Annotated in this window: 25 protein-coding genes and 1 other RNA gene; 20 read left to right on the forward strand and 6 right to left on the reverse strand. The window is 71.1% G+C overall.

Annotated features, from left to right (window positions below; genetic code table 11):
• Window positions 1–18: 18 nt before the first annotated feature.
• The 18 genes from J3P44_RS04390 to ssrA all read left to right on the forward strand — a co-directional run bounded on the left by J3P44_RS04390 (window position 19) and on the right by ssrA (window position 16,995).
• Complete coding sequence (locus tag J3P44_RS04390; RefSeq protein ID WP_255889009.1) at window positions 19–801, forward strand: hypothetical protein; 783 nt, start codon at window positions 19–21, stop codon at window positions 799–801.
• 110 nt (window positions 802–911) lie between these two features.
• A complete protein-coding gene (gene prfB / locus J3P44_RS04395) occupies window positions 912–2,027 on the forward strand; it encodes a peptide chain release factor 2 (RefSeq protein ID WP_255889010.1) in 1,116 nt (371 codons plus the stop codon).
• An 86-nt stretch (window positions 2,028–2,113) separates the two neighbouring features.
• On the forward strand, window positions 2,114–2,419 hold the full coding sequence (locus J3P44_RS04400) for a hypothetical protein (protein WP_255889011.1): 306 nt from the start codon (window positions 2,114–2,116) through the stop codon (window positions 2,417–2,419).
• A complete protein-coding gene (locus J3P44_RS04405) occupies window positions 2,416–3,465 on the forward strand; it encodes a hypothetical protein (RefSeq protein WP_255889012.1) in 1,050 nt (349 codons plus the stop codon). The genes J3P44_RS04400 and J3P44_RS04405 overlap by 4 nt, the downstream gene beginning before the upstream one ends.
• On the forward strand, window positions 3,462–3,989 hold the full coding sequence (locus tag J3P44_RS04410) for a DUF4919 domain-containing protein (RefSeq protein ID WP_255889013.1): 528 nt from the start codon (window positions 3,462–3,464) through the stop codon (window positions 3,987–3,989). The genes J3P44_RS04405 and J3P44_RS04410 overlap by 4 nt, the downstream gene beginning before the upstream one ends.
• Entirely contained in the window at window positions 3,982–5,019 is a 1,038-nt protein-coding gene (locus J3P44_RS04415; protein ID WP_255889014.1) for a WD40 repeat domain-containing protein, read from the forward strand. Before J3P44_RS04410 ends, J3P44_RS04415 begins: the two co-directional genes overlap by 8 nt.
• 274 nt (window positions 5,020–5,293) lie before the next feature.
• Window positions 5,294–5,983: a cell division ATP-binding protein FtsE gene (ftsE, locus tag J3P44_RS04420; protein ID WP_255889015.1), complete on the forward strand. Its 690-nt coding sequence runs from the start codon at window positions 5,294–5,296 to the stop codon at window positions 5,981–5,983.
• A gap of 60 nt (window positions 5,984–6,043) precedes the next feature.
• Window positions 6,044–6,955: a permease-like cell division protein FtsX gene (gene ftsX, locus J3P44_RS04425; RefSeq protein ID WP_255889016.1), complete on the forward strand. Its 912-nt coding sequence runs from the start codon at window positions 6,044–6,046 to the stop codon at window positions 6,953–6,955.
• A 120-nt stretch (window positions 6,956–7,075) separates the two neighbouring features.
• Entirely contained in the window at window positions 7,076–8,314 is a 1,239-nt protein-coding gene (locus J3P44_RS04430; RefSeq protein WP_255889017.1) for a M23 family metallopeptidase, read from the forward strand.
• 47 nt (window positions 8,315–8,361) lie between these two features.
• Window positions 8,362–8,841 (forward strand): SsrA-binding protein SmpB, encoded by a 480-nt coding sequence (smpB, locus tag J3P44_RS04435; RefSeq protein ID WP_255889018.1) that lies wholly within the window; start codon window positions 8,362–8,364, stop codon window positions 8,839–8,841.
• Window positions 8,842–8,846: 5 nt separating this feature from the next.
• Complete coding sequence (locus J3P44_RS04440; protein ID WP_255889019.1) at window positions 8,847–9,758, forward strand: amidohydrolase family protein; 912 nt, start codon at window positions 8,847–8,849, stop codon at window positions 9,756–9,758.
• Window positions 9,759–9,791: 33 nt separating this feature from the next.
• Window positions 9,792–10,925, forward strand: coding sequence for an ROK family transcriptional regulator (locus tag J3P44_RS04445; RefSeq protein WP_255889020.1), 1,134 nt, complete (start codon window positions 9,792–9,794; stop codon window positions 10,923–10,925).
• Window positions 10,926–10,960: 35 nt separating this feature from the next.
• Window positions 10,961–12,271: an extracellular solute-binding protein gene (locus J3P44_RS04450; protein WP_255889021.1), complete on the forward strand. Its 1,311-nt coding sequence runs from the start codon at window positions 10,961–10,963 to the stop codon at window positions 12,269–12,271.
• A 167-nt stretch (window positions 12,272–12,438) separates the two neighbouring features.
• Window positions 12,439–13,347 carry a carbohydrate ABC transporter permease gene (locus J3P44_RS04455; RefSeq protein WP_255889022.1) on the forward strand — a complete coding sequence of 303 codons (909 nt, stop codon included), beginning with the start codon at window positions 12,439–12,441 and terminating at the stop codon, window positions 13,345–13,347.
• The gene (locus J3P44_RS04460) at window positions 13,347–14,186 is read left to right on the forward strand and encodes a carbohydrate ABC transporter permease (RefSeq protein WP_255889023.1); all 840 of its coding nucleotides are present in this window, start codon (window positions 13,347–13,349) and stop codon (window positions 14,184–14,186) included. Before J3P44_RS04455 ends, J3P44_RS04460 begins: the two co-directional genes overlap by 1 nt.
• On the forward strand, window positions 14,183–15,622 hold the full coding sequence (locus J3P44_RS04465) for a glycoside hydrolase family 3 N-terminal domain-containing protein (RefSeq protein ID WP_255889024.1): 1,440 nt from the start codon (window positions 14,183–14,185) through the stop codon (window positions 15,620–15,622). The genes J3P44_RS04460 and J3P44_RS04465 overlap by 4 nt, the downstream gene beginning before the upstream one ends.
• Window positions 15,619–16,533, forward strand: a complete 915-nt coding sequence (locus tag J3P44_RS04470) for an ROK family protein (RefSeq protein WP_255889025.1) — start codon at window positions 15,619–15,621, stop codon at window positions 16,531–16,533. Before J3P44_RS04465 ends, J3P44_RS04470 begins: the two co-directional genes overlap by 4 nt.
• A gap of 91 nt (window positions 16,534–16,624) precedes the next feature.
• Window positions 16,625–16,995, forward strand: a transfer-messenger RNA (tmRNA) gene (ssrA, locus tag J3P44_RS04475).
• A gap of 181 nt (window positions 16,996–17,176) precedes the next feature.
• On the opposite strand, the gene J3P44_RS04480 is transcribed toward ssrA, so the two are convergent.
• The gene (locus J3P44_RS04480; protein WP_255889026.1) at window positions 17,177–18,073 is read right to left on the reverse strand and encodes a PIG-L deacetylase family protein; all 897 of its coding nucleotides are present in this window, start codon (window positions 18,071–18,073) and stop codon (window positions 17,177–17,179) included.
• A 91-nt stretch (window positions 18,074–18,164) separates the two neighbouring features.
• Between J3P44_RS04480 and J3P44_RS04485 the strand changes: the two genes are divergently transcribed.
• Window positions 18,165–18,809 carry a PadR family transcriptional regulator gene (locus tag J3P44_RS04485; protein ID WP_255889027.1) on the forward strand — a complete coding sequence of 215 codons (645 nt, stop codon included), beginning with the start codon at window positions 18,165–18,167 and terminating at the stop codon, window positions 18,807–18,809.
• Here J3P44_RS04485 and J3P44_RS04490 read toward each other — a convergent pair.
• From J3P44_RS04490 to J3P44_RS04510, 5 genes are read right to left on the reverse strand one after another with little or no spacing between them, the layout of a single operon-like run.
• Window positions 18,806–19,372, reverse strand: a complete 567-nt coding sequence (locus tag J3P44_RS04490; RefSeq protein WP_255889028.1) for a TerD family protein — start codon at window positions 19,370–19,372, stop codon at window positions 18,806–18,808. The genes J3P44_RS04485 and J3P44_RS04490 overlap by 4 nt on opposite strands.
• 60 nt (window positions 19,373–19,432) lie before the next feature.
• Window positions 19,433–19,948: a putative immunity protein gene (locus J3P44_RS04495; RefSeq protein ID WP_255889029.1), complete on the reverse strand. Its 516-nt coding sequence runs from the start codon at window positions 19,946–19,948 to the stop codon at window positions 19,433–19,435.
• A gap of 5 nt (window positions 19,949–19,953) precedes the next feature.
• A complete protein-coding gene (locus J3P44_RS04500; protein WP_255889030.1) occupies window positions 19,954–20,829 on the reverse strand; it encodes a cobalamin-binding protein in 876 nt (291 codons plus the stop codon).
• A gap of 9 nt (window positions 20,830–20,838) precedes the next feature.
• Window positions 20,839–22,299 (reverse strand): hypothetical protein, encoded by a 1,461-nt coding sequence (locus J3P44_RS04505; protein ID WP_255889031.1) that lies wholly within the window; start codon window positions 22,297–22,299, stop codon window positions 20,839–20,841.
• A 41-nt stretch (window positions 22,300–22,340) separates the two neighbouring features.
• Window positions 22,341–23,030 carry a hypothetical protein gene (locus J3P44_RS04510; RefSeq protein WP_255889032.1) on the reverse strand — a complete coding sequence of 230 codons (690 nt, stop codon included), beginning with the start codon at window positions 23,028–23,030 and terminating at the stop codon, window positions 22,341–22,343.
• Between the two features lie 135 nt (window positions 23,031–23,165).
• On the opposite strand from J3P44_RS04510, the gene J3P44_RS04515 reads away from it, so the two are divergent.
• Complete coding sequence (locus J3P44_RS04515; RefSeq protein WP_255889033.1) at window positions 23,166–23,594, forward strand: HIT family protein; 429 nt, start codon at window positions 23,166–23,168, stop codon at window positions 23,592–23,594.
• The last annotated feature ends 4 nt before the right edge of the window (window positions 23,595–23,598 follow it).

Raw genomic sequence — 23,598 nt, forward strand, 5'->3', positions numbered from 1 at the left:
AGACACCGGGGAAATTTCATGAATCGCATCATCACCCTGACCGCTTCGGCAGCGCTGGCCCTCGGCTCGCTCGCCCTCACGTCACCGACGCAGGCCGCACCCGCGAAGGCCGACGCCTACTCCGTCACCGCCAAGATCAACAAGACCGTCGCCATCGGCAAGGAGACCACCCTCAAGGTGCGTGGCCGCGTCACGCCGAAGGCCGCCGGCGAGAAGGTGATCCTGCAGCAGCGGGTCCTGCCGAAGAAGACCTGGAAGGCGACCGGCACGGCGAAGATCAAGAGCACCGGCACCTACGTGCTCAAGGACGTCCCCTCGACCCCCGGCAAGCGCGAGTACCGCGTCGTCAAGCCGGCGTCGGACGGCCTGGCCAAGGGCATCAGCAAGGCACTGGCTGTGCAGGTCTACGCCTGGGAGAAGCTCGGCGCCCGCGCGACCGGACCCCGGACGAACCTGGTCGTCCGCGGCGCCAACATCGCCACCGACTACTACGCCTCCAGCCTGGTGAGCGGCATCTCCGGCACGCCGGCCTCGGTCGAGTACACGCTGGGTCGCAAGTGCCTGGCGCTCGAGGCGACGTACGCGCTGACGGACGACTCCGCGTCCGGCTCGTCCGGCGCGGTGACCGTCTCCACCGACGGAGCGGTCCGCGTCACCCACGCGCTGGCCATCGGCACCGTCGTGGCCGACCACGTCATCGACATCTCCAACGCCTTCCGGCTCAAGTTCGACATCTCGACGACTGCGACTCCCGCCGCCGTCGCGGCCGTCGCGACGCCCAAGGTGCTCTGCACGCGCTGATCGAGACGCACCACCAGTCCGCAGCGGCGGACGCGCCCGGGGTACAGGCCCTCGGACGCGTCCGCCGCTGCTTTCGCGCTCCTCACGGCCGCGCCGTAGTGTTGGGTCTTGTGGCAGGCATCGAGTACGACGCAGAGATCAAGCAGCTCCAGGCGACCATGAAGACCATCGGTCAGGTCCTCGACCTCGACCGGATGCGGACCGAAGTCGCCGACCTCGGCGAGCAGGTCGCCGCTCCCGACCTCTGGGACGACCAGGCCAACGCCACCCGCGTCACCGGCCGGCTGTCCGCGCTGCAGGGCGAGCTCGACCGCTTCACCGGCCTCGAGACCCGCATCGAGGACCTCGGCCTGATGGTCGAGATGGCCCAGGAGGAGGGCGACGCCGACACGCTGGCCGAGTCCGAGAAGGAGCTCGGCCGGATCAAGAAGGCCGTCGAGTCCCTCGAGATCCGCACCCTGCTCGCCGGTGAGTACGACGAGCGCGAGGCGATCGTGACGATCCGCTCCGGCGCCGGTGGCGTCGACGCCGCCGACTTCGCCGAGATGCTGATGCGGATGTACACGCGCTGGGCCGAGCAGCACAAGTACTCCGTCGAGGTCTACGACGTCTCCTACGCCGAGGAGGCGGGCATCAAGTCCGCCGAGTTCGCGATCCACGCGCCCTACGCCTACGGCACCCTCTCCGTCGAGGCGGGCACCCACCGCCTCGTGCGGATCAGCCCGTTCGACAACCAGGGCCGCCGCCAGACCTCCTTCGCGGCGGTCGAGGTCGTCCCCATGATGGAGCAGACCGACGAGGTCGAGGTCGACGAGAACGACATCCGCACCGACGTCTTCCGCTCGGGCGGCCCCGGCGGCCAGTCGGTCAACACCACCGACTCCGCCGTGCGCCTGACGCACATCCCGACCGGCATCGTCGTGTCCTGCCAGAACGAGAAGTCGCAGCTGCAGAACAAGGCGTCCGCGATGGTCGTCCTCAAGGCCAAGCTGCTCGCCAAGAAGAAGGCGGAAGAGGCCGCGCTCAAGAAGGACCTCAAGGGAGACGTCCAGGCCAGCTGGGGCGACCAGATGCGCAACTACGTCCTCAACCCCTACCAGGTCGTCAAGGACCTCCGGACCGGCCACGAGTCCGGCAACCCCAGCGCCGTGTTCGACGGCGACCTCGACGACTTCATGGAGGCCGGCATCCGCTGGCGCCGAGGTGCCGAGAAGGTCGACGCCTGACGAGGGAGTCGGTCACCGGGTTTCCGCCCGGTCCTCCTGGGTAGACGTCCTCCAACGATCGAGACGTCTAGCTTGGGGGGGTCCAGGTGTCGCAGCTGCAGGTGGCGCACGGTGAGATGCAGGACGCGGCCAACGCGGCGCAGAGCGCGGCCGCCGGTGCCAAGGGCCGGGGGTCCTCGGAGGAGCTCACCGCTGCGGCCGCCGCCATCCCGGGAGCTGCCTCGGCGGGATACCTCGGTGAGCTCGGCACGAGCTGGGACGACGACGTCGCCGCCTGGGTCACGGCGGCCGACGAGTTCGGCAGCGACCTCGCAGCCGCGGGAGAGGACTATCGACAGGTCGATGAGTCCGCGGGAGGCCTCTTCGGATGGCTGCTGGGCGGTGGGTCGTGAGCATCACCTACGGAGATGCCCAGAGGTGGCAGGCGGCACCGCTCGGGAAGGCCGGCGACAGCATCAAGGGCGACCTCGATGCACTCGAGGGATCGCGCGACCTGCTCGAGAGCCAGGGCGTACCCACCTCCTGGACAGGGACGGCGGTCACCTTCGCGGTGATCAGGCGCACGCTGCTGGTCAAGCAGCTCAACCGGCACATCGACGGCAAGCGCACCATGCAGCGCGCCCTCTACGACGCGGAGCCGATCGTGAGCGAGGTCGAGCGACTGGTCCTCGACGTCGAAGGCGAAGCACGGGCCAAGCAGTTCTCGATCAGCGATGACGGGACGGTGACCGACACCAGCACCCCGCCGACCTTCGAGAACCGCTACGTGGCCGAGGAGTGGTCCCGCGTCCGACACGAGGCCGCTCAGGCCATCGCCGACCAGGTGTCCACCATCCTGGGGCGGGTTGCCGCGGCCGACGCCACCCTCGCGGAAGGCATCCCGGCCGGCCACGTGCCGTTCGTGGACGACTACGGCGTCGCCGACCCCGCCGTCGCCGAGCAGTGGGCCTCGATGACCGACGACGAGCGGCGAGCCGTCATCGAGGAGATGATCGAGGAGCAGGCGGCCGAGGCCGGTATCCCGACCCCCTCGATCACCTGGGAGCCCGAGACGTGGGGACCGTGGGGCGAGTGCCGGGGAGGGGGCACGGAGATCGCGCTCAACGAGGGGATCCTCGACGACCCCCAGATCCTCAACACCGTCGCCCACGAGATGCGCCATGCGCGCCAGTTCGAGGCGATCGAGGACCAGGACGACTGGCACTTCCCCTGGCAGGACGACCCCTTCGACATGCACGAGGAGGACGGCATCAGCGAGGAGCAGGCGGAGGACTGGGACGAGAACTTCGACGACTACAAGTCAACCTCCGGCGGTGACACCTACGAGGAGTACTTCGAGCAACCGGTCGAGGCCGACGCTCGTCAGATCGGCAAGGAAGAGCTCGAGGCCATGACCGAGGATGAGCTCGAGCGGCTGCTCGAGGAGGGACAGGGATGACGCCCAGGACGACGTACGCCGACCTCGTGGACGGATACCTGGCCGAGCCGACCCCCGACTCGCTCGGTGCCCTCCGACGAGCCGTTCGTGCTGCACCCGGCTTCGACCCCGACCTCGGCGTCCGCACGCACGCGGGTGCGTTGCTTCGCGACGGCAAGGACGCCGAGGCCGTGACGGTGCTGGAGGAGAGCATGCCGGGGTCGCTGTTCAGCCCGAGCGCCCACGCGATGCTGGCGAACACCTTGCGTCGCACGGGTCGCGACGACGCGGCCGCCCGCCACGCGCGTCTGTCGCGGGCGGCCCTCGACAGCATCCTCTCGACCGGCGACGGTTCCCGCGAGCGACCGTGGTCGGTGCTCCGGATCAGCGACGAGTACGACGTCGTCGACAGCCTCGGCGACCGGCCGCGGAGGCAGGCCCTGCTGCGCGACGGGCTGCGCACGCTCGATCGGATCGAGTGCCAGGACGGCCGTGTGGTGCACTTCGACGTCACCGGGGTGCCCCAGGCTGTGGTCCGTGCCTGAGCATCACTTCCGGGCGGCCGTGGCCGCCCTCGTGGCCGTGCTCGTCTCGGGCTGCTCCCAGGACGAGGTGCCCACCACTGGCGCCGGCACCGGTGCTGTCGAGGGTGGGGGCACGAGCGGGAGCGTCCCCTTCGAGCTGGTGGCCACCGACCAGCTGGCGATCAGCCCCGACGGCTCGCAGGTCATCGCCGACTGCTGGAACGGCATCTGCCGCTGGGATGCGGTCGACGGCACCCTGGAGCTGCTGCCGGACCGTGGGTCGGCCGCTGTGTCGCCCGACTGGTCCAGCCTGGCGGTCGTCGGGGACGACGCCGCGATCGTGCTGGAGGACCTCGACTCGGGTGACCCGACGAGCGAGCTCGAAGGCGTGGACGACGGCGAGGTCGCCGATGGTTCACCCGTCACCGCGGTGGCCTACAGCCCCGACGGCGCCCTGGTGGCGGCCGCGTCGCTCGGCTCCGGTGGGTCCGGCACGCTTCGCGTGTGGTCGGTCGACGGCCGCGAGCAGACGGTGTTCGACACCGCCGGCGAGGTGCACCGGCTCGCCTTCTCGCCCGACGGCCAGCAGGTCGCCACGGCCGGCAACGGCCCTGTCGAGGTGCATGAAATCGGCTCCGGTGACTCCCAGGAGCTCGGCTCCGGACGGGGCGGCACGGTGGCGTGGAGCGCGGACGGGCGCCAGTTGGTCGGCCCGGGGGCTGATGGGCAGCCCGTCGTCTGGAACACGAGGACCTGGGCGCCGGCCGCCGAGCTGCGCGGCGTACGCCTTCACGAAGCGGCCTTCGCGCCCGACGACGACGTCCTCGCCCTCACGTCGCTCGACGACACCGTCGTCACGCTCTGGCCCCCCGACGCGCAGACGGCGGAGGTGCACGAGCTGGCAGGGCACTCCACCGCACCCGGCGCCGTGGCGTGGTCGCCGGACGGTGACGTCCTCTACTCGGTCGCCGCCGAGGACGGTGTGCTGGCGTGGGATCCGGAGCGCAGGACCCGAGCCGACGTGGTCTTCGAGGTCCCTGAAGATCGGTGAGCGCCAGTGCGACCACGCCTTGACGTAGGCCTCCTGGGCGATCTTCTCCGCCGCGCCGCGGTCGCCGGTGAGGGCGTACGTGCAGGCGAGCGTCCGCGGCCATGTGGCGGCGTAGAAGTCCGCGAAGTCGCTCTCGGCCCCGTGTCCCATGCGCGTCCCGTCTCCCGAGCGTCAGGTCGACGCCTCTCACCACCCAACACGCCCGGCACCCCTGGCCGGTTGCAGCCCGGCGCGCGTTTCGCGGGCCCGTGCACCCCTCACGTAGCCTCGACGCGTGATTCGCTTCGAGAAGGTGACCAAGGCCTACCCCGGCCACCCGCACCCCGCCCTCGACAACATCTCCGTCGACGTCGAGAAGGGGGAGTTCGTCTTCCTCGTCGGGTCCTCGGGCTCCGGGAAGTCGACCTTCCTGCGCCTCGTGCTGCGCGAGTACCGCCCCACCTCCGGCCGGGTCTACGTCGCGGGCAAGGAGATCAACCGCCTGGCGAGCTGGAAGGTGCCCCGGCTGCGCCGCGACATCGGCACCGTCTTCCAGGACTTCCGGCTGCTGCCCAACAAGACCGTGACCGAGAACGTCGCCTTCGCGCTCCAGGTCATCGGCAAGTCGCGCAAGGAGATCCAGGACCTCGTCCCCGAGACGCTGGAGCTGGTCGGCCTCAGCGGCAAGGGCGACCGGATGCCAGACGAGCTCTCCGGTGGTGAGCAGCAGCGCGTCGCCGTGGCTCGGGCGTTCGTCAACCGCCCGATGATCCTCATCGCCGACGAGCCCACCGGAAATCTCGACCCGACGACGTCCGTCGGGATCATGAAGCTGCTGGACCGCATCAACCGCACGGGCACGACCGTGGTGATGGCGACGCACGACTCCGGCATCGTCGACCAGATGCGCAAGCGCGTCATCGAGCTCGAGAACGGCCACGTCGTACGCGACCAGGCGCAGGGCGTCTACGGCCACCAGAACTGACCGCAGAACTGATCCCAGAACTGACCCCCGACCTCCCCCAGGATCGAGAGCCTCCCCTCCATGCAGCTTCGCTACGTCTACTCCGAGCTCGGTCAGGGCCTGCGGCGCAACCTGTCCATGCACCTCGCGGTCGTGCTCACCCTCTTCGTCTCGCTGACGCTCGTCGGCCTCGGCGTGATGTTCAACCAGCAGGCATCGAAGGCCGCCGACCACTGGGGCAACCAGCTCCAGATCACGGTCTACCTGTGCCGGGTCAACGACAGCAGCGCCGTGTGCCCCAACGCGGTGACCGACGCGCAGAAGACGGAGATCTCCCAGGTCGTCCAGGACAACCCGGAGGTCGACGACTTCCACTTCGAGTCCAGCGAGGAGGCGCTCGGCAAGGCGCGTGAGCTCTACGGCGACGAGCTGTTCTCCGGCGACAACCCGGCCATCACGGCCGAGGACATGCCACAGACGATCTGGATCACGTTGAAGGACCCCGAGCAGTACGAAGGCATCACCTCGGCCGTGCAGGGACTCGACGGCGTGTCCAAGGTGCGCGACATGCGAGAACAGGTGGCGCCGATCCTCGAGTCGATCAACATGCTCCAGTGGGTGGCGCTGGGGACAGCGGGATTCCTCGTCTTCGCCGCGCTGCTGCTGGTCGCCAACACGATCAGGCTCGCAGCCTTCGCGCGCCGCAAGGAGATCGGCATCATGCGTCTCGTGGGCGCCTCCACGCTCTACATCGCGCTGCCCTTCCTGCTCGAGGCGCTGGTCACCGCGCTCATCGGTGTCGCCCTCGCCGGCGGGGCGCTGTGGGGCTTCATGTATTTCGGCATCTCCGAGCTGTCACAGAACCGGTTGAAGTTCGTGCCGTGGATCGGATGGGGCGAGTTCAGGCTCGCCGTGGCGTCCGTCGCGGTCCTCGGTCCGCTGCTCACCTTGCTCCCGACACTCGTGTTGACGCGCAAATACCTCAAAGTCTGAGTCGCGGGGGTTAGCGTCTAGGCGTCTCCCCTCGAAGCCGTGGGGGAGGCGCCCTTCCCCGCTTCCCCAACGCAAAGGCTTCCCCCGGTGCGTCACTTCCCCCGTACCGCTCATCGCCGCATGGCCGCAGCACTGATCGTGGCCGTGTCACTGGGCGTGTCCTCCGTCGCTGTCGCGCAGGCCGACGACCTCAAGGACAAGCAGCGCCAGGTCGAGCGCGACATCAAGGGCGCGCACGACGACCTCGACTCCTCGAGCGCGCAGCTCCAGCGCGCCACCGCCCGCCTCGACGCCGCCAAGGAGCAGCTCGCCGACGCGAAGACGCGGCTGGCCACGGCCCGCGGCAAGGTGGAGGTCGCCGCGGAGCGCGACGCCGAGATGAAGGCCGAGCTCGCCGCCGCCGAGACCGCTCTCGCCGAGGCCGAGGCCGCGCTGGCCCAGGGCCGGGTCGACCGCGAGACCCAGCGGCAGAAGGTCGCCGCCACCGTGGCCGACATGTACTCCGAGGGTGACCCCGAGCTGATCGCCTTCTCCTCGCTCATCGACGCCGAGACCACCGAGGAGCTCACCCGGCGTGACGGCGTGCGCGACGTGATCGTGGGCCAGGAGGCCCGGGCGTACGACGAGCTCAGGGCCGCCGAGGTGCTCCTCGAGGTCCAGGAGCGTCAGGTCACCGAGGCTCGTGACGAAGTGGCCGCCCAGCGCGAGGCGGCGGCCGAGCACCTGGTGCTGATGCAGGAGCTGGCGGCCGAGCAGCAGGCGGCCAAGGACTCCGTGGTCGCGCTCGTCGTGGAGCGGCGAGACGCGCGGGCGGAGGCCCAGCAGGCGCGGGCCAAGGACGCCGCCAAGCTGCGCAAGCTCAAGCGGGAGCAGGACCGCATCGAGGAGATGCTGCGCAAGCGAGCGCTCGCCGCGCTCCGCCGGCAACGGGCGAAGGCCCGGTCGCAGGCGGGTGTCCCCTCGACGGGGCTGCTGGCGCGACCGGTCGACGGCTACGTCACCTCCGGCTTCGGCTACCGCACCCACCCGATCTACCACTACTGGGGCCTCCACGACGGCGTCGACTTCGGCGGCGGCTGCGGTACGCCGCTCCGGGCCGCGGCCCCCGGCCGGGTCGTGTCGTCGTACTACAGCGGCGTCTACGGCCAGCGCCTGATCATCGACAACGGCGTCATCGGCGGCATGGGCATCGCCACGATCTACAACCACGCCACCAGCTACACCGTGGGCGTGGGCGACCACGTCGCGCAGGGTCAGGTCGTCGGCTTCGAGGGCAGCACCGGCTGGTCGACTGGCTGCCACCTGCACTTCACGGTGATGGCCAACGGCAAGGCCGTCGACCCGATGAACTGGTTCTGACCCACCGCTCGGCGAACCGGCTGGACACGCTCTGGGAGAATGGCCCCATGGCGAAGGAGCAGGGCCAGAAGATGGTCGCGCAGAACAAGAAGGCGCGCCACGACTACCACATCGAGGACACGTGGGAGGCCGGCCTGGTCCTCATGGGGACCGAGGTGAAGTCGCTCCGGCTGGGCCGCGCGTCCCTCGTCGACGGCTTCGCCGAGATCGACAACGGTGAGGCCTGGCTGCTCGGCGTGCACATCCCCGAGTACAGCCAGGGCACCTGGACCAACCACGCGGCCCGCCGTCGCCGCAAGCTGCTGCTCAACCGCTCGGAGATCGACAAGATCGAGCGCAAGATCACCGACAAGGGCTACACGATCGTGCCCCTCGCGCTCTACTTCAAGGACGGCCGGGCCAAGGTCGAGATCGCGCTCGCCAAGGGCAAGAAGTCCTACGACAAGCGCCACACCCTCGCCGAGCGCACCGCCAATCGCGAGAAGGTCGAGGCGGTCCAGCGCAGGCTGAAGGGCCACCGGGATTGAGCCAGATGCCCGACGAGGCCGCGCGTGCGCGTACGTTCGCCGACGGCCTCGGCCTCCCGGGCCTGTTGGACCTCCACACCCACTTCCTGCCGCCGCGCGTGATGGCCAAGGTGCGTGCCCAGTTCGACGCCGCCGGGCCGCTGATCGGCCGCCCGTGGCCGCTGCACTACCGCGCCGAGGACGACGTCCTGGTCGAGGCCCTGCGCTCGTTCGGCGTATGCCGCTTCACCGCGCTGCCCTACGCCCACCGGCCCGGCATGGCCGAGTTCCTCAACGACTGGGCCGCCGGCTTCGCGGAGCGGGTGCCCGAGGCGGCGGTGTGCGCCACGTTCTTCCCGGAGCCCGGCGTGGCGGCGTACGTCGCCTCCCGATCCGCAGACGTCGAGGTGTGGAAGGTGCACGTCCAGGTCGGGGCGTTCACCGTCACCGACCCGCTGCTCGACGAGGCCTGGGGACTGATCGCGGCGACAGGCACCCCCGTGGTGCTGCACGCCGGTAGCGGGCCGGTGCCCACCGAGCACACCGGCCCCGGTCCGGTCGCCGCGCTCCTCGCCCGGCACCCACGGCTGCGGCTGGTGGTCGCGCACGCGGGCGCGCCCGAGTACGGCGAGTTCCTGCGTCTCGCCGAGACCCACGAGCGCGTCGCCCTCGACACGACCATGGCCTTCACGCCCTTCTTCGAGGAGATGGGCGGGGCGTACCCGCCGGCTCTGTTGCCGCGGCTGCGTGACCTGGGACTGGCCGGCAAGGTCCACCTCGGCAGCGACTTCCCCAACATCCCCTACCCCTACGCCGACCAGCTCGACGCGCTCGCCCGGCTCGGGCTGGGGGAGGACTGGCTGCGCGCCGTGTGCTGGGCGAACACGGCCGCGCTCCTGGACCAGACCGGGGAGAGGTTTCTGGGACTGGACTCTTGACGGGGGATATGTAAGTACGCTGAACTAACAAACGTGACCCCGCACACTCCAGTCGGCCGCCCGCTGCGACCGCAGGGCAAGCTCCTCCAGGAGGACGCCCGCCGGCACCACCGCTCCCTGTTGCTCCAGCACCTGTTCCGGGAGGGGCCCGCCAGCCGCGCCGACCTGGCCCGCGTCAGCGGCCTGACCCGCGTCACGGTGTCGGACCTGGTCGGGGAGATGCTGGCCGAGGGCTTCGTGTCGGAGCTCGGTGCCCCGGCCGAGAGCCGCGTCGGCAAGCCCCCCACGCTCGTCGGCCTCGCAGCCGACTCCCACCACGTCATCGGCCTCGACCTGTCCGAGACGGACCGGATGTCGGGGGCGGTGGTCAACCTCGCCGGCACGGTCCTGGCCCGCCACGAGGTGCACGTCGACGGAGCCGTGGGCGAGCAGGCGGTCCAACTCGTGCAGCAGCTGGTCGCGGAGCTGAGAGAGCTGACCGATCGCCCGCTGCTCGGCATCGGCGTCGGCAGCCCCGGTGTCGTCGACAGCGCGGGCACGGTCATCGACGCCCCCAACCTGGCCTGGACCGACACGCCCCTCGCGGCCCGGCTGGCCGAGGCCTCCGGTCTCCCGGTCTTCGTCGCCAACGACGCCAACACCGCGGTGCTGGGCGAGCACACCTTCGGCGAGTCCGGCGACGGCGGCCTGATGGTGCTGCGGGTCGGCACGGGTGTCGGCGCCGGCTTCGTGCTGGGCGGGTCCCTCCTGCACGGCCACCTCGGCGCCGCCGGCGAGATCGGCCACGTCGTGGTCGACCCCGAGGGCGAGCTGTGCGCCTGCTCGCGCACCGGTTGCCTGGAGACCCTCCTGGCGGCGCCGCGCCTCCGGCGACGCGTCGCGGAGCCCGGCGTCGACGCCCCTGCCGTGCTCTCCGAGGTCGGGACGCGACTGGGTGAGGTGCTCGCGCCCATCGTGGCCGCCCTCAACCTGCACGAGATCGTGCTCAGCGGTCCCGCGGAGCTGCTCGACGGGCCGCTGCTCGACGCGGCCGACCGGACCATCCGCGAGCGGACGATGCCGATCAGCTCGACCGCGCTCGCGGTCCGCACGTCCAAGCTCGGCGACGACGTCGTGGTCGTCGGTGCAGCCGTGCTCGTGCTCTCCGGGGAGCTGGGCGTCTCATGAGCGCCTCGTCCCCGGCCCCCAGCTCCGAAACATCGATGAGAGGACACACCGTGGTGCGCATCAAGAAGTCCATGAGCGGCGTGGCGATCGCCGCGCTCGCGCTGACGACACTCGCCGCGTGCGGCAACGAGGACGACGGCTCGTCGTCCAACGACGGCGGGGGTGCGGAGTCCGCGGACATCCGCGTCTGGCTCAACGGGACGGACACTCCGCAGGAGGCCCGCGACTGGCTCAAAGAGACCTTCGAGGACCAGAACCCCGGCTCCACGCTGACCATCGAGCAGCAGGAGTGGGACGGCCTGGTGGAGAAGCTCACCACGTCGCTGTCCAGCGAGTCCGAGACGCCCGACGTCGTCGAGATCGGCAACACGCAGGCCCCGACCTTCACCTCGGCCGGCGCCTTCGCCGACCTCACCGGCGAGCTCGACGCCCTCGGTGGCGACGACCTGCTGCCGGGCTTCGTCGACGGCGCGACCGTGGACGGCAAGACGTACGCCGTCCCCTACTACGCCGGCTCGAAGTACATCTTCTACCGCAAGGACCTCCTCGAGAAGGCCGGCCTCGAGGTGCCCACCACGCTGGACGAGTTCGTCCAGACGGCCATCGAGCTCAAGAAGGCCAACCCCAAGCCGGCCAACTTCTCCGGTTTCTGGTTCCCCGGTCAGGACTGGCGCAACGGCGCCGCGTTCGTCTGGGCCGCCGGCGGTGAGCTCGCGGTCGAGGAGGGCGGCGAGTGGACCCCGGCGCTGAGCTCGGACGAGTCGCTGGCCGGCCTGGAGATGGCGCAGCAGCTCTTCATGGGGGCCTCGGGCGCTCCCAAGGACGGCAACGAGGCCGACCCGTGGACGCCCTTCTGCGCGGGCGAGGTCGGCATGATGTCGACGCCCGGCTGGGTCAAGGGCCTGATCGAGGCCGAGGACACCGGCTGCCCCGACACCTACGCCAAGGAGATGGGCGTCTTCGCCCTCCCCGGCACCGACGCTGAGCCCGCTCCCGTCCTGATGGGCGGCTCCGACATCGCGATCGCGGCGAAGTCCCCGCACCAGGACCTGGCCCAGGAGGCGGTCGCGCTCATGCTGAGCGACGACTACCAGACGATCATGGCCGGGGCCGGCCTCACGCCCGCCAAGGAGTCGCTCGCCTCGCTCCTGGGTGACGACGAGTACGCCGCCGCGACCGTGGCCGCCGCGTCCAACGCCAAGCTCACCCCGGCCGCTCCCGGATGGGCCAACGTCGAGGGCTCGCGCGTCCTGGAGGATCTCTTCAGTGCCATCGCCCAGGGTGGTGACGTGGCCGAGCTCGCCGCGAAGGCCGACGAGCAGATGAGCGGTCAGCTGAACGGCTGACCCACCCACCGAGCCGGCACCGGCGGGGGCGGCACCAGCCGCTGCCCCCGCCGCTGCCTGCCCGGGACCCAGTCACGCCATCCAGCCACGCCATCCCGTCACGCCATCCAGCCATGCCATCCAGTCGCGCAATGATGACCGCAGCCCGACGGCCGAGAGGGGCAGAGATGACCGAGCGCACCCGCCGCACACGCGGCACCGCCCTGCCCTACCTGCTGATCGGTCCCGCCGTGCTCGCCCTGTGCCTGGCGCTCGGCTACCCGCTCCTGCGCCAGCTCGTCCTCTCCTTCCAGGAGTTCGGCCTGGCCCAGCAGTTCGGGCGCCCGCCGGAGTGGGTCGGCCTGGCGAACTACCGGGAGCTGCTGACCGACGCCTACCTGTGGCGGGTCACGGCGCGTACGGTCACCTTCTGCCTGGTCAACGCCGCGGTGACGATGGTGCTGGGCGTCGGGCTGGCGCTCGTCATGCGCGCCATGTCCACGCCGGTGCGACTGCTCACCCAGACGGGCCTGCTGCTCGCCTGGGCGATGCCGGTCGTCGCCTCGCTGACCGTGTGGCAGTGGCTCTTCGACACCCAGTACGGCGTCGTGAACTACGTGCTGACCTCGATGGGCGGCGACTTCCAAGGGCACGGGTGGCTGCTGCGTCCCCTGTCCTTCTTCTTCGTCGCGACGGTGGTCGTGGTCTGGATGAGCGTCCCGTTCGTCGCCTTCACCGTCTACGCCGCGCTCACCCAGCTTCCCGGCGAGCTGCTCGAGGCCGCCGAGATCGACGGCGCCGGGGTGGTGCAGCGCCTGCGCTACGTCATCCTGCCGACCATCCGGACGGTGCTCCTCGTCGTCGGGCTGCTGCAGATCATCTGGGACCTGCGCGTCTTCACCCAGGTCTACATCCTCCAGGAGGCCGGCGGCAGCGCCCGCGCGACCAACCTCCTCGGCACCTACATCTACCGGCTCGGCATCGGCGGCGGTGACTTCGGCACGTCGGCCGCGGTCGCGGTCTTCATGCTCGCGCTGACCGTCGTCCTGACCGCTCCGTACGTCCGGTCGATGCTGCGCCAGGAGAGGACCGTCTGATGGCGCGCACCGCTCCGCGCCCCGTGCGCTGGCTGGCCAACACAGTCGGGCTGGTCGCCTTCGCGCTGGCGACGTTCCCGGTCTACTGGATGGTCAACAGCTCCTTCCTCGACCGCAACCAGATCCGCAACCCGGTGCCGACCTGGGTGCCGTTCGGGGGAGACCTCGACAACTTCCGTACGGTCTTCGAGAGCGGGCAGTTCCTCGACGCGATGAAGATCAGCCTCATGGTCACCGGGCTCACGCTCGTGGTGGCGCTGACCTTCGCGTTCGTGGCCGCCGTCGCGGTGTCGCGCTTCCGGTTCCGGGGCCGGTTGTCCTTCATCGTCACGCTGCTGGTGATCCAGATGATCCCCGCCGAGGGCCTCTTCATCTCCCAGTACAAGATGCTCGAGACGATGGAGCTGCTCAACACCGTCGTCGGCCTGACCGTCGTCTACGTCGCCGGCGTGCTCCCCTTCACGATCTGGACGCTGCGCGGCTTCGTCGAGGGAGTGCCGTACGAGCTCGAGGAGGCCGCGATGATGGACGGCTGCACCCGCACCCAGGCCTTCTTCCGGATCACCTTCCCGCTCCTCGCGCCGGGCCTCGTCGCGACCGGCGTCTTCGGCTTCATCCAGGCATGGAACGAGTTCACCCTCGCGCTGGTGGTGATGACGCGGGAGGACCAGCGGACGCTCCCGCTGTGGCTCTCGACGTTCACCGACGTCAACCGCGGCACCGACTGGGGCGGGATCATGGCCGGCTCGACCCTCATCGCCGTACCCGTGATCGTCTTCTTCCTCCTCGTGCAGGGCCGGATGGCGAGCGGGCTGACCGCCGGGGCGGTGAAGGGATGAAGAACACCCCACGGCCGGAGGACGTGGAGTCCCTCGCGCTCCAGGTGCTGCTGCCCGGCTTCACCGGCACCGCCCTGCCCGACGACTACCGCGCGCTGCTCGAGCAGGGCCTCGGGGGGATCTGCTACTTCGGCAGCAACACCGCCGACGGCCCCGCCGCCACGGCCGCTCTCAGTGCCGCGATCCGCGGGGCCAACCCGCGGGCGGTGGTCGCTGTCGACGAGGAGGGTGGCGACGTGAGCCGCCTCCACACCAGCACCCCGAGCTCGGTGCTCGGCGCGGCAGCCCTCGGTGCGGTCGACGACCTCGAGCTGACCGAGTCGGTGGGCTGCTGGATCGGGGCGGAGCTGGCCGAGGTGGGGATCACCCTGGACCTCGGACCCGTCGCGGACGTCAACAGCAACCCCGACAACCCGGTCATCGGCACCCGCAGCTTCGGGGCCGGGCCCGCACTCGTCGCCGCCCACGCCGCGGCCTGGACCCGCGGGATCCAGTCGGCCGGCGTCGCTGCCTGCGCCAAGCACTTCCCGGGCCACGGCGACACCGCGATCGACAGCCACCTGGCGCTGCCGACGATCGAGGCGGACCTCGCGACCCTCGCGGAGCGCGAGCTCGTGCCCTTCGCGGCGGTGGTCGGAGCGGGCGTCGCGGCCGTCATGACCTCGCACATCCTGGTCCCGGCACTCGACCCCGACCGGCCCGCGACCCTCAGCCCCGCGGTCCTCGGCCTGCTGCGCGACCGGCTCGGCTTCGACGGCGTGATCGTCAGCGATGCCCTCGACATGGCGGGCGCCTCGGCGGTGCACGGTATCCCCGAGGCCGCGGTCCTCGCACTGGTGGCCGGCTGCGACCTGCTGTGCCTCGGGCCGGACCTGCCTTCCTCGATGGTCGAGGACGTACGAGCCGCCATCGCGTCGGCGGTCGGCAACGGTCGGCTCCCAGTCGTACGCCTGGCCGACGCAGCGCGACGGGTCCAGTCCATGCGCGTGCCTGCGGCTGCGGCATCGGTCGGGCCTCCGGACCAGCGCCGGCAGCGGGACGCGGTCGCCCCCACCCTCCTGGTCGAGCGTGACCTTCCCGACCTGGCGGGTGCACTCGTGGTCAGCGTCGAGACGGTCGCCAACATCGCCGTCGGAGCGGTCGCGTGGGGGATCGCCCCCGACCACCGCCTGGACCCGGCGTCCCTGGCGGACGGCCTGCCGGGCGACCTGCCGGCCGGGCCGCTGGTCGTGCAGGTCCGCGACGCGCACCGGCGTCCCGAGGTGCGAGCCTTCCTGGCGTCACTGGCGGGGGAGGGGCGCTCCGTCGTGGTCGTCGAATGGGGCTGGCCCGGGGCGTACGACGTGGGGCTTGCGAGAATCTGCGCGCGCGGGTCGTCCGGTCCGGGCGTCGCCGCAGTGGTCGATCGGTTGCGAGAGGCAGGGTGGACGCGGTGAACGCCGCACTGGCAGGGACTCGAGCGGTCGGGCTCGACATCGGTGGCACCAAGACGCACGGTGTCGTGCTGGGGGAGGACGGTGAGATCCTCGCGCAGGTCCGCGAGTCCACGCTCCCGGGCGCGGACGGGGTGCTCGCCACCGCGGGGCGGGTCTTCGAGGCGTTGCAGGACGCCACCGGTGCGCCGCTGACCTGTCGGGTCGGGGTCGGCGTGCCCGGTCTGGTCGACGTGGAGCGCGGCGTCCTCCGGCACGCGGTCAACCTCGGCGTCAACGGCGACGACCTCCCGCTGCGCGACCTGCTCGCGGAGCGCCTCGGCGTCGCGGTGGTCCTCGAGAACGACGTCAATGTCGCGGCGCTGGCCGCCCGGGCGCTGGCGGGCGCCGACGACGTGGTCTACGTCAGCGTGGGCACGGGACTGGCGGCCGGACTCGTGATCGACGGCCGGCTCCGCCGCGGGGAGCACGGCGCCGCGGGCGAGATCGGGCACGTGCCCGTGGACCCTGCCGGCTCACAGTGCGGGTGCGGGCAGACCGGCTGCCTGGAGACGATCGCCTCGGGGGGCGCCCTGGCCAAGGCCTGGCCCACGACCGACCAGCCGCCGGCCGCAGCCCTCTTCGCGGCCGCAGCCGCCGGCGACCACGCCGCCGTCGTCGTGCGCGACCGCTTCTGCTGGGGCGTGGCGAGCGCGATCCGGGTGCTCGGCCTGACGATCGACCCCGAGCGCATCGTGCTCGGTGGCGGCGTGAGCGAGGTCGGCGAACCGTTGCGCGAGGAGGTCGTACGCCAGCTGCGGGCGCTGGGGGAGGGGTCGCCCTTCCTCGCCTCCCTCGGCCTGGCCGAACGGCTCAGCATCGTGCCGCGCCACTATCCGGTCGCCGCGGTGGGCGCCGCGATCCTGGGCCGGTGAGTCCGGTCAGCAGGAATAGCGTTAGGGGGATGTCGGTTGAGACACCTAGACTGTGGATGCGGACGCAGTCTGTCTGCTTGACAACACAAGAGGGGCTGATCGGTTTCGACTTGGGACGTTAGTTCCAGGGGAAGCGGGTCGAGAAGCCAGCGTCATCTCGTAAACGATCGCTGGAAACCTATAGTTGCCAATTCTGAGCGCAACGACTTCGCTCTCGCTGCCTGAGCAGTGACCGAAGGGTCTGACCGGGCATCCGTCTCCGTCCCGGACCCAGGCCTCATCTAGGAGACTTGCTGGTCACTCTCTGTCAGGAGGGGTGACCGGGACTCAATCCTGACTGAGCCTGTCGGCGACGTGTCTGTGCGAGCGCCGGGGCCGAGAAAAGCGACATCACAGACTGCACCCGGAGAAGACCTGGTTCGACGCTCGAGGACCGGGGTTCGATTCCCCGCAGCTCCACTCACCTCTGGCCGACGTGTGCCTGCGCTTTCGCGCAGGCCACGTCGGTTCGTCATTACATGCCGCGCTTCGCGCGGCGGCGGGGGCTTCGCCACCCGCACCCCCCTGCGCCGACGGTGTGGCCGTGAGGGGCTTCGCCGGGGCGTGGCGGGGCTTCGCCACCCGCACCCCCTTGCTCCGAGGGTCAATCCCCGGTGGTGGTGCAGCTCCAGCGCGCTTCGAGGTGGTTCCACCAGCACTGACGGCCGTGCACGTGGCGTTGGGCCTCGGCGGCTTCCAGGGTCGTCGTCCTCACCTCCTTCTCCGGCGGGAGAAGGGAGTGCTCGAGCGTGGTGCCGTCCCAGCTCGGGGTGATCCGACGGGCGCGAGCCGTGTCCAGGAAGGCGTCGCGCAGGTCCGCGGGGAGGTTGTCGTACGGCGAGTCCTGGGAGGCGTGCTCGGCCATCGCGAGGGCGAGCCGTTCGCGGTGCTCGCGGACGTCGATGAGCGTGCTGATCTCGGCGTCGGGCGTGCCCAGGACGGGCTCGTCGGCGTCGCGGACGTGCTCCTTCGCGGGCTGCTCGGCGCGCATCCGCTCCACCCACTGACGCATCAGGCTCGCAGGCAGGCAGGACAGGTGCACGGTGGCGACACCGACTTCGGCCGCCGCGAGCAGGGTCGCCTCACGAATCCGTTCGTGGTCGCGGTGCCCGTCGCTGGCGTCCAGCGTGAGGACCGCGTCGGGACGGAACCGTCGCATCGACTCCGCGACCGCGGCGACGACCTCGCCGAGGTCCGCGCCGACGAGTGATCGGTCGGGCGAGGGACCGGCCATGCCGGAGTCGGCGAAGTCGAGCAGCTCGACCCCCGAGACCCCGAGCACGTCGGCGGCCAGGCCCAGCTCGGTGGCCCGGACCTCTCCGAGCTCGGTCCCGCTCCGCCCGTCGCGGTCCTCGCCTGCCTCGCCTCGGGTCGCGCAGGTCACGAAGGTGTCGAACCCGACCGCGCGGGCGTGCAAGAGCAACCCGCCGCAGCCGAACGTCTCGTCGTCGGGGTGGGCGACCACGACCTGCAACCGGGGCGCTGGGCCGCTGCTCGGCATCTCGTCTCTCCCGCTTTCGATACTGCAGATTGCAGTATGTGATGGCAGTACGAGTGTAGATACTGCAACCTGCACCATGTCAAGATGCAGTATGACCCCGGTTCGATCTCGCCCGACGACGGCCTACGCGATCCTCGGGCTGCTCGCCCTCCAACCCTGGTCCACCTACGAGCTCGCCCAGCAGGTGCAACGCAGCCTGAACTGGTTCTGGCCCCGCGCCGAGCGCCGCCTCTACGACGAGCCGAAGCGTCTCGTCGCCGACGGCCTGGCGATCTCGACGCCGGGCTTCACCGGCCAACGGCGCCGCACCGTCTACGAGATCACCGCCGCGGGACGCGACGAGCTCGCCGACTGGCTGGGACGTCCGCCCGAGCCGCGCGCCGTCGACTTCGAGGGCGTGCTCAAGGTCTTCTTCGCAGATGCCGGCTCCCGCACCGCGCTGCTCGCGACCCTGGACGAGATCGCCGCAGACGCCCGCGAACGCCTCGGACGCCTCGACGTCATGATCGACCAGGCATTGACGGACGGTGCCCGGTTTCCTGAGCGCGTCCATCTCCAGGCCGTCACGTTGCGACAGCACGTCGACGCGGAGCTGGCCGTGCTCGACTGGGCGACGTGGGCAACCGAGCAAGTCACCAGCTGGACGACCGCCAGCGACCCCGGGGACTGGGTGCCACAGGACGAGCTGGCACGCCTGCACGAACGGATCACCCTGGCCGTGGCGTCCCGTAGCTAGACGAAGGGCAGGAGCGCCTCGATGTCGTCCGTCGGCGTCTTCAGCGCGATGCCGGCACCGATCGGACGAAGCTTCCAGACCGCGCCATCGCGGAACAGCTTCGCCATGACGAGCCCAGTCTCGCGAACCCCGAGAGTCAGGGTGAACCGGGCGAGCTCCGTGCCGGTGTCGTCGACGAGCCGGCAGTAGGCGTTGCGGATGAACTCCAGCGAGTGCCCCTGGTAGCTGCTGACCATGAACAGGATCGAGTCGACCTTGGGGTAGACCCGACTCAGGTCCACGGTGATCACCTCGTCGTCGCCTTCGCCCTTGCCGGTGGTGTTGTCGCCGAGGTGGACCACCGAGCCGTCACGGGTGGCGAGGTGGTTGAAGAAGGCGAGGTCGAAGAAGGTGCCGCCGGCGAACTGCACCGCCGAGGCGTCGAGATCGATCGGCGGGGCTCCGCTCCCGATGAAGCCCGCTGTCGGGGAGTGGTCCCAGCCGACGGCCATCTGCACGTTGGTGAGGGACTCCCCGTCCTCGCCGATCAGGGTGAGCTCTTGGCCCTCGGTGAGCTCGATCACGGGTCACTCCTCCGCCTCGACGATGCTTCCGAACGTACAGGAGGGGTGGCTTGGCCATCCTCAGACGTCGAAGACGTTCCAGCAGATCTCGTTGCGCCGGCGCTGGTCCTCCAGCACGAGCTCTCGCACGGCGTCGGGGAGGCGGTCGCGCTGCCACTGGCACTCGGCCCGCCGCGCCACCGCCTCCTGCCCGGACGGTGCCGCGGCCATCGCCGCCTTGATGGCGTACGCCGCGGCGCCGAGGTCGTGCTCGGGGACGTGGGCGACAACGGCGGCCTGCCCGGCGGCGTACGCAGCGAACCGCGGGGCGCCGCGCAGGTCCCGTGCGGCACCCATGGCGTGGCCGCCGGCGGCCCGCGTCTGCATCATCGGCGTGCCCTCGCGCACCCACGAACGCGCTGCCTCGATAGCGCGCCGGGGGCGGACGTCGTCCCGCCGCGCGGCCTCGAAGAGCCCGAGGACGTGCTCGGCACACCCGGCCGCCCAGAGGGCGAGGAGGTGGTGGTCGGCGTCCGTGAGGCTGCCGCCGCGACGGATCGTGACGAGTCGCGGGTCGCGGACCTGGGGCAGGATCACGGGGGTCAGACCCGGCGGGAGTGGTCGGGCACGGCTCCGGTCCCAGGGTGCAGGATTCCGGCCAGCACCTCGACCCCGTCGACCAGCCGCGGGCCCGGTCGGGCGAAGTGGCCGTCCGCGTCGACCGCCCAGACCGGCACGTCCGGGAAGTGGTGGCGTACGTCCGCGGCGGCCAGCAGCGCGCTGCCGTCCAGGTCGAAGCCGCAGGGAGCGCAGACGACGAGGTCGGGGCGCGACGCCTCGGCCTCCTTCCACGTGATCCGGCTCGACCGGGTGCCGGCGACGCCGAGCGTGGGCTCGCCACCCGCGCGGGTGACCATCTCCGGGATCCAGTGGCCAGGTGCGAACGGCGGGTCGGTCCACTCGAGGACCAGGACCCGCGGACGCGTGCGGCCGTCCACCCGCGTGGCGACGGCGTCGAGGCGTGCCTCCAGCGAGGCGACGAGCGCCGCCGCCTCGTCGTTCCGCGCCGTCAGCCGGCCGATCTCGGTGATCGAGGCGAGCACGTCGTCCAGGGTGTGGGGGTCGATGGTGGCGACATCGGCGCGGCAGCCGAGGTAGGAGAGGGCCTCGTCGACCGTCCCCACGTCCACGGCGCACACGGCACACAGGTCCTGGGTGACGACGAGGTCGGCGTCCAGCTCGGCCAGTGCGCCGGCGTCGAGCCTGTAGAGGTCCTCCCCGGCGGCGAGCGCGGCCCCGACGAAGTCGTCGATCTCCCTGGGGGACAGGCCTTCGGGCATCGCTGACGTGGACACGACGCGCCGCTCGCGCGCGGCGCGCGGGTGGTCGCACTCGAACGTCACGCCGACCACGTCGTCGCCCGCACCGACGGCGAAGAGGATCTCCGTGGCGGACGGGATGAGCGAGACGATGCGCACGCGTGGAGCCTAGGTGAGGTGGAGGTCCACACCGGGGGGTGCCTCGAACATCGCGCGCGCCTTCTCGGGATCGATCCGGTGCGTGCCGAGGTGGTCGACGAGGAACGCCAGCCCGTGGGGGGTCAGCCAGACGTAGCGGCTGTCGCCGCACTGGCGGGAGCGGTAGCCGGCGTGGGTCTTCCATCGGTGATGTCGACGGCCGAGGGGGCCGGAGTTGTGGGAGCCGGTCTGGCACGAGGGTGAATCGGGCGGTCCGGTGTCGTCGTAGGGCGTCGGGTGGTCGTAGTCGACGCGCCTGCTGGTGGAGGCGGCGTAGGGCCAGTAGTCACCGGCGGTCCTGAGGTAGGTCTGCTCCTTGAGCGACTCGGGGTGCTCGTAGGCGGTGGAGCGCACGCGCGAGGACAGGTCGCGCACGGGTCGGACGGTCAGGCAGGTGCGGCCGAGGAGCCCGGCGAGTGCTGCCACCGGGACGGGACCCAGCCCCTCCGCACGGGCGACTGCATCGGAGCCACCGAGTGCGGCCTCGTGGAGGTGGACGTAGAGGACGGCCTTGGGGGCGAGCGCGGACAGGTCTGCCGCACGCAGGGCGTCGAGGAGATCCGCCGGGAACGCGAGAGCCCGCGAGAGAGCCGGCTCTTCGGCGCCGTCCCCGAGATCGAGGTCTAGATCGAGGTCGAGCGTCGCCTGGTCGTCAGTCGGCTCGCCGTGCGCGAGCAGGAGCTCCAAGAGCTCGGCGGGCCGCGCGAGGAAGCCGAACGCGATCGCGCGCAGCTCGTCGGCGCTCGCGTGCGGGTGTGTCGGGGCCAGGATCTCCGCGACGCGCTCGAGCGTCGCGGCCACCCAGACGGCGTCGCCGGCCTCGATGCGGGCGATGACGGTGCGGAGACCGAACTCGTCGGTGCGGCCCAGGCCGACGTAGCGGCGAGCACGCTCGGCCTCGGCACGCTCGTCGTGGAGCGCGGGGTCGGCCTCGATGATCTTCGCCTCGGCGACAGCGAGCACCCGCCCACCGGCCTCGTGGGCGATGATCCGGGCGACAGCCGCGTCCACGAGGCCCACCTGCTCGGCGGGCAGGTGACGGGAGAGCTTGGCCACCCGCCGCGCGATGAACACCTCGGCCTCGCCCGCGCACAGGACCGCCCAGGTCCGCGGGAGGCGGTGCTGCAGGTCGAGGACGTCGGCCATGGCGTTGGTGGTCGCCGTGACGCCCGTGCCACGCGCCAGTGCGATCTCGCCGAGGCAGAAGTCCTGCACTCCTGGCGTGCCGTCGCCGCCAGGGTGGACGAGCACGTCACCCAACCGCCTCGCGGTCCGACCGTCCGGCCCCTCGGTCGGGTCGCTGGAGTGAAGGGCGGCCCACTGCGCGAGCACCTCCAGATCGCGGACCTCGGCGAGCCGACGCGCGCGCACCACGTCGCTCGCCGCGGCCAGCAGGGCCGCAGGATCGAGGTCGAGGAGGGGCTCGTGCATGTGTTCGATTGTAGGCTTTGGCACCGACAACGGGCGTCCGCTCAATCGATGGCTGTGGACAGAGTTTCCGCCTCCGATGTCGCCGCTTCGGGCCCCCGGGGGCGGCCGGCGAACACGGCGTCCCCCACCAGGCAGAGCCCGCTGGCGATCGTGAGCACGCCGGAGACGGCCTCCCACCACGGCCGGGCGTCGAACGACCCGAGCGCATAGGAGAAGGCGGCGACGAAAGGCGTGGCAAGGACCAGGAGGACCGCCGCGGCGATCGCCCAGCCACGGGCGGCGGTCGTCCAGCGCACCAGCAGGATCGGGGGAACGAGAAGCCACACGTACAGGGCCAGGTCGAAGCCGGACACCTCGACGACGCTGCCCGCGACACCGCTGCGGAGCGTGACGATGCCCACCGCCAGCGTGGCCGCGACAGCGCCCACCTGAGCGACTGCGGAGAGCGGCCCCGGTCGGCGCCGGGTGAGGGCCCACGGCAACAGCGCGAAGGCGAGTGCTTGGACGATCAGGGACCACCCGGCCAGCTGGGCGGCATCGCCGACGGGCTCCCATGGGGCCATGGGCGGCAGGAAGTCGTAGAGGTGGTCCTGGCGGGTGGTGCAGAGCGCACCCTCGTGCTCGCCCCACGCGCACGCGCCGGCCCAGCGCTGCCAGGACGCGGCGTACATCAACGCCCCGGACCCAGCCAGCATCACGGCCACCCCGACCCTCAGAACCCTCGACGCCATGTGCCCCCTCAGGCTCGCCGTGTGTGAGCTGCCATCATGCTCCCTTCGACGCTCCGGGAGACCCGTTCCTCCGACGGGCTCATCAAGGGCTCGGCAAACCGCCGTCGTGCGGCCTGATTGGGCAGACTGACGCCCATGGCCGACTGCGTCTTCTGCCGGATCGTCTCCGGCGACCTGCCCGGGCACACGGTCCTCGAGACCGACGACCTCGTCGCGTTCCTCGACGCCCGGCCGGTGTTCAAGGGCCACGTCCTGCTCGTCCCGCGCACCCACATCGAGACGTTGCCCGACCTGCCCGCCGAGCTGCGCGACGGCTTCCTCGCCGCCGCCCAGCGGCTCGCGACCGCCGCCAAGGAGGGCCTCGGCGCCCAGGGCTCGTTCGTCGCGGTCAACAACACCGTCAGCCAGTCGGTGCCGCACCTGCACCTCCACGTCGTGCCGCGCACCAAGGGCGACGGCCTGCGCGGCTTCTTCTGGCCCCGCACCAAGTACGCCGGCGGCGAGGCGGAGTCGTACGCCGCACGGCTGCGCGCCGTGCTCGGGCCGGACGAGGAGGTCGGGTGAGCCG

The organism is Nocardioides astragali, assembly GCF_024436375.1.
Classification (GTDB): domain Bacteria; phylum Actinomycetota; class Actinomycetes; order Propionibacteriales; family Nocardioidaceae; genus Nocardioides; species Nocardioides astragali.

Coding starts and splice junctions, on each gene's coding strand:
- J3P44_RS04510 (WP_255889032.1), bottom strand. CDS start 23,030: ATGGCGTCGAGGGTTCTGAGGGTCGGGGTGGCCGTGATGCTGGCTGGG.
- ftsX (WP_255889016.1), top strand. CDS start 6,044: ATGCAGCTTCGCTACGTCTACTCCGAGCTCGGTCAGGGCCTGCGGCGC.
- J3P44_RS04455 (WP_255889022.1), top strand. CDS start 12,439: ATGACCGAGCGCACCCGCCGCACACGCGGCACCGCCCTGCCCTACCTG.
- J3P44_RS04390 (WP_255889009.1), top strand. CDS start 19: ATGAATCGCATCATCACCCTGACCGCTTCGGCAGCGCTGGCCCTCGGC.
- smpB (WP_255889018.1), top strand. CDS start 8,362: ATGGCGAAGGAGCAGGGCCAGAAGATGGTCGCGCAGAACAAGAAGGCG.
- J3P44_RS04515 (WP_255889033.1), top strand. CDS start 23,166: ATGGCCGACTGCGTCTTCTGCCGGATCGTCTCCGGCGACCTGCCCGGG.
- J3P44_RS04410 (WP_255889013.1), top strand. CDS start 3,462: ATGACGCCCAGGACGACGTACGCCGACCTCGTGGACGGATACCTGGCC.
- J3P44_RS04440 (WP_255889019.1), top strand. CDS start 8,847: ATGCCCGACGAGGCCGCGCGTGCGCGTACGTTCGCCGACGGCCTCGGC.
- J3P44_RS04485 (WP_255889027.1), top strand. CDS start 18,165: ATGACCCCGGTTCGATCTCGCCCGACGACGGCCTACGCGATCCTCGGG.
- J3P44_RS04480 (WP_255889026.1), bottom strand. CDS start 18,073: ATGCCGAGCAGCGGCCCAGCGCCCCGGTTGCAGGTCGTGGTCGCCCAC.
- J3P44_RS04450 (WP_255889021.1), top strand. CDS start 10,961: ATGAGAGGACACACCGTGGTGCGCATCAAGAAGTCCATGAGCGGCGTG.
- J3P44_RS04430 (WP_255889017.1), top strand. CDS start 7,076: ATGGCCGCAGCACTGATCGTGGCCGTGTCACTGGGCGTGTCCTCCGTC.
- J3P44_RS04460 (WP_255889023.1), top strand. CDS start 13,347: ATGGCGCGCACCGCTCCGCGCCCCGTGCGCTGGCTGGCCAACACAGTC.
- J3P44_RS04505 (WP_255889031.1), bottom strand. CDS start 22,299: ATGCACGAGCCCCTCCTCGACCTCGATCCTGCGGCCCTGCTGGCCGCG.
- J3P44_RS04465 (WP_255889024.1), top strand. CDS start 14,183: ATGAAGAACACCCCACGGCCGGAGGACGTGGAGTCCCTCGCGCTCCAG.